Origin of the sequence: Nonomuraea rhizosphaerae, from assembly GCF_019396405.1 — a bacterium.
Taxonomy (GTDB): domain Bacteria; phylum Actinomycetota; class Actinomycetes; order Streptosporangiales; family Streptosporangiaceae; genus Nonomuraea; species Nonomuraea rhizosphaerae.
The window spans coordinates 1-3,952 of the sequence record NZ_JAHKRL010000104.1 but is presented as its reverse complement, the minus strand read 5'-3'; the positions used below and the strand labels follow the sequence as shown (position 1 = coordinate 3,952).

The following is a 3,952-nucleotide window of genomic DNA, read 5'->3' as shown; positions in this document are numbered from 1 at the left end:
GCCCGCGCGAGCGTCGCCGGCCCCGCCCGCCAGGGGCCCAGCGGCCTGAGCGCCAGGTCCACCAGCGGCAGCCCGGCCCGCGCCGCCGCGCCCACCGTCGCCTGCCACGCCGCCGCGTCCCGGCCCAGCCCCTCGGCGGTGCGGCGGGCGTCGCGGTGCACGAGCACGGCGGGACGGTCGTCGAGCGGATGCGCGGCGACCACGGGAGGATGCGCGAACTCGACCTGGAGATCCAGCTCCCGGAACGCGGGGGAGGCCAGCGTCATCGCCATCACCGCCGCCCCGAGGTCGTGCACCCGCCCGGGCAGGGTCAGCTCGGCCGAGCGCAACGCCCCGCCGAACCGGTCGGCCGCCTCCAGCAGCAGCACCTCACGCCCGGCGGCGGCCAGCAGCACGGCGGCGACCAGCCCGTTCGGCCCGGACCCGACCACGACCGCGTCGGCGCTCACCCCGGCACCGTGCTCACGCGGAGCCCCGGCAGCGCGCTCACTTCAGGATCGTCGGGTACGGCTGCGCCCCGCGCTGCCTGAGCATCTCCGTCATCAGCTTGATCTCACCGCTCTGCCCGTTGACGATCTTCTGGGCCATGCCGGTGACCTCGTCCCGCCTGGACAGTCTCAGCAGGCCCTGGGCCATCTGCACGCCACCCTCATGGTGGCGGATCATCAGCTGCAGGAACAGCACCTCGGCCGCCGCGCCCCGCGCGTCGCCGAGCTTGGTCAGCTCCGCCTGCGACGCCATGCCCGGCATCGTCCCGCCCGCCTGGACGCCCGCCTGACCGGTCGGCTGGCCGGTCGTCTGACCAGCCGCCTGACCGGCGCCGCCGTGCCCGTGCCCGGCCATCCACGCCATCGGCTGCCGGTCGCCGGTCTGGGGAAGCCCCCACTGCTGCAGCCAGCCGAGGAACATCCCGCGCTGGGTGGACTGCGTCGTGATGATGTCGTACGCCAGGTTGCGGATGTCCTTGGACTGCGTCTTGTCCCTGATCGTGAACGACATGTCGACGGCCTGCGCGTGGTGCGTGGCCATGTCGCGCGCGAACCCCGCCTCGGCCGAGGCGTCGCCCGGCGTGCCGCTCCTGCCGAACACGAGGAAGAGCGCGGCGGCGACGACGACCAGCACGGCGCAGGCGGCCAGCAGTGAGTTCTTCGCGGGCTTGTTCATGGCTCGTCCAGCGTACCCACCATGTCGCCCAGCGTGGTGCCGCACCGGGTTGCCCAGGTGTGCCCGGACGCTTAGGTCCCGCTTATTCTCCCTATACGCCCGGAGGGCATAGGGTGACCCGGAGTTGGCAGGCCGATGGAGGAACGATGACGAAGGAGAAGGCGCAGGCGCGTCGCGAGCATCTGCAGAAGATGCGCGCGCAGCAGAAGAGCAAGGAGCGCCGCGCCGCGCTGTTGATGTGGGGAGCGGGCGGGCTCGTCATCGTGCTGCTCGTCGGAGTGGTCGGCTTCTACCTGGTCAGACAGGCCAGTCAGACGTCGATGGGCGACGTCGCCAACTACAAGTACGACGCCGGCCAGCACGTGTGGAACGCGGTGACGTACAAGGAGACCCCGCCCGTCGGCGGCCAGCACAACAACTACTGGCAGAAGTGCGCCGTCTACGACAAGCCCATCCACCCCGAGCACGCCGTCCACGCGCTCGAGCACGGCGCCACCTGGATCACCTACCGCCCCGACCTGCCCGCGGCCCAGCTCGACGCCTTGAAGAAGACGGTCAACTCCACCGGCGACCCCGAGTACATGCTGGTCAGCCCGTTCCCGAACCTTCCCGCTCCCGTCGTGGCGTCCTCGTGGGGCCACCAGCTCAAGCTGGACAAGGCCGACGACCCGAAGCTGGCGGCGTTCATCAAGAAGTTCCAGAACGGCCCGGACACCCCGGAGCCCGGCGCGATCTGCGGCGGCCCTGACGCCATCACCACCACGGCCGACCAGGCCCCGCTGCCGCCGGAGCCCAAGGGCCAGGCCAGCACCCCGATGGAGACGATCAGCCCGTCGAACCAGTAGCCGTCGCGCGGCCGGTCACCGCCTGGCCAGCACGTCCTCCAGCGGCGTCCGCTCCAGGCCGTGCGCCTGCGCCACCGGCTCGCTGACCAGCTCTCCCTCGTACGTGCTCAGGCCAAGCGCCAGCGCCGGGTCCCGGCGGGCGGCCGCGCGCCAGCCGTGGTCGGCGATGGCCAGCGCGTACGGCAGCGTCACGTTCGTCAGCGCGAACGTGGAGGTGTGCGGCACCGCCCCCGGCATGTTGGCCACGCAGTAGAAGATCGAGCCGTGCACCCGGTACGTCGGCTCGGCGTGCGTCGTCGGCCGGGAGTCCTCGAAGCAGCCGCCCTGGTCGATGGAGATGTCCACCAGCACCGACCCGGGCTTCATCCGGGCCACCAGCTCGTTGGTCACCAGCTTGGGGGCCTTGGCGCCGGGCACCAGCACAGCCCCGATGACGAGGTCGGCCTCCCGTACGGCGCGCTGGATCTCCAGGGTGTTGGAGGCGACGGTCTGGCAGTGGCCCTGGTAGATCACGTCGGCCTGGCGGAGCTTGTCGATGTTCCTGTCGAGCAGGAGGACCTCGGCCTGCATGCCGAGCGCGATGGCCGCCGCGTTCATGCCGGACACGCCCGCGCCGATCACCACGACGTTCGCCGCGCGCACGCCGGACACGCCGCCCATCAGCACGCCCCTGCCGCCCTCGGAGCGCATCAGGTGGTAGGCGCCGACCTGCGGCGCGAGCCGTCCCGCGACCTCCGACATGGGCGCCAGCAGCGGCAGCGCGCCGCCGGGCGTCTGCACGGTCTCGTAGGCGATGCCGACGACGCCCGAGCCGAGCATCGCCTCGGTGCACTCCCGCGAGGCGGCCAGGTGCAGGTAGGTGAACAGCACCTGGCCCTTGCGCATCCGGTGGTACTCCTCGGCGACCGGCTCCTTCACCTTCAGCACCAGGTCGGCGGCGGCCCACACGTCGTCGGCGCCGGGCAGCACGACCGCGCCCGCCGCCTCGTAGTCGGCGTCCGGGATCGAGGAGCCGAGACCGGCCGCACGCTCGACGTGGACCTGGTGGCCGTGCCGGACGAGTTCGTGCGCGCCCGCCGGGGTGAGGGCGACGCGATGTTCGTTGTCCTTCACTTCACGGGGTACGCCGACCTTCATGGCTTCACCCTCTTCCCCTCAGGCGCGAAGATCCCTCGCGACCCAGTGATTCCTCCGGCAATCTTCCTTTCATCATGCGCTCAGCTCCGTAATCTTGCGGAAAAGCGAGGAATGTTCGACTGATTTCCCCGCTGCAGCGTCTCCTCGATAGGCTCACCGGCAGCCCGAACGTCAGGATGGGATCGCCGTCGATGGACAAGCCGGAAGAGCCGCCGCCCGCGGAGCCCGGAGAGCCGCAGGCCAGCAGACTGACCACCATCGTGTTGATCGTCTCGCTGGTCCTTGTCGTGCTCGTCTCCGGCGTGCTCGGCACCGTCGCCGTCCTGATGACCAGAAGCCCCGACGCCCCGCTGATCGGCGGCACCCAGCCCCAGCGGCTGGCGACGCCCATCCACTTCGCGCCGGTCCGCGACCGCAAGGCGGGCCCCTGCCAGGGCGCGGAGGGCGCCATGGACGAGCAGCAGACCACCTGCTACCTGCTGGAGGACGGCGTCACCGTCAACGCCGTGCAGCAGATCGAGGCCGTGCGGGAGAAGGACGGCACCTATTCGGTGCGCATCGCCATCGCGCCCGCGTTCAAGGACAGGGTGGCTCGGCTCATCGACGAGCAGGTGGCCAACCAGCGGCAGGTGGCGGTCGTACGGCTGCCCAAGACCGTCGTGGCCGCGCCGATCGTCACCCAGAGCATGGACGGCGACAGCCTGAGCATCACCGGCTTCGACAAGGCCGCCGCCGAGGCGCTGGTCGCCGGCCTGCTCGGCGCCGGCGCCTCCGCCGGCCCGCAGCCCTCGGGCGGCGCCCCGGCC

General features: G+C 71.6%; 5 protein-coding genes. 2 read left to right on the top strand and 3 right to left on the bottom strand.

The window, feature by feature from the left end; all coding sequences use genetic code 11:
* On the bottom strand, positions 1–449 hold a 449-nt coding region (locus tag KME77_RS05100), incomplete at its 3' end, for an FAD-dependent oxidoreductase (protein ID WP_219462455.1).
* A gap of 37 nt (positions 450–486) precedes the next feature.
* Positions 487–1,164, bottom strand: a complete 678-nt coding sequence (locus KME77_RS05095) for a DUF305 domain-containing protein (protein WP_219462453.1) — start codon at positions 1,162–1,164, stop codon at positions 487–489.
* A 146-nt stretch (positions 1,165–1,310) separates the two neighbouring features.
* Between KME77_RS05095 and KME77_RS05090 the strand changes: the two genes are divergently transcribed.
* Positions 1,311–2,009: a thioredoxin-like domain-containing protein gene (locus tag KME77_RS05090; RefSeq protein ID WP_219462451.1), complete on the top strand. Its 699-nt coding sequence runs from the start codon at positions 1,311–1,313 to the stop codon at positions 2,007–2,009.
* 15 nt (positions 2,010–2,024) lie between these two features.
* Here the strand turns inward: KME77_RS05090 and ald are convergent, their stop codons facing one another.
* Positions 2,025–3,146: an alanine dehydrogenase gene (ald, locus tag KME77_RS05085; RefSeq protein WP_219462449.1), complete on the bottom strand. Its 1,122-nt coding sequence runs from the start codon at positions 3,144–3,146 to the stop codon at positions 2,025–2,027.
* A gap of 191 nt (positions 3,147–3,337) precedes the next feature.
* Between ald and KME77_RS05080 the strand changes: the two genes are divergently transcribed.
* A partial coding sequence (locus tag KME77_RS05080; protein ID WP_219462448.1) for a hypothetical protein occupies positions 3,338–3,952 on the top strand: 615 nt, incomplete at its 3' end.

Coding starts and splice junctions, on each gene's coding strand:
- ald (WP_219462449.1), bottom strand. CDS start 3,146: ATGAAGGTCGGCGTACCCCGTGAAGTGAAGGACAACGAACATCGCGTC.
- KME77_RS05090 (WP_219462451.1), top strand. CDS start 1,311: ATGACGAAGGAGAAGGCGCAGGCGCGTCGCGAGCATCTGCAGAAGATG.
- KME77_RS05095 (WP_219462453.1), bottom strand. CDS start 1,164: ATGAACAAGCCCGCGAAGAACTCACTGCTGGCCGCCTGCGCCGTGCTG.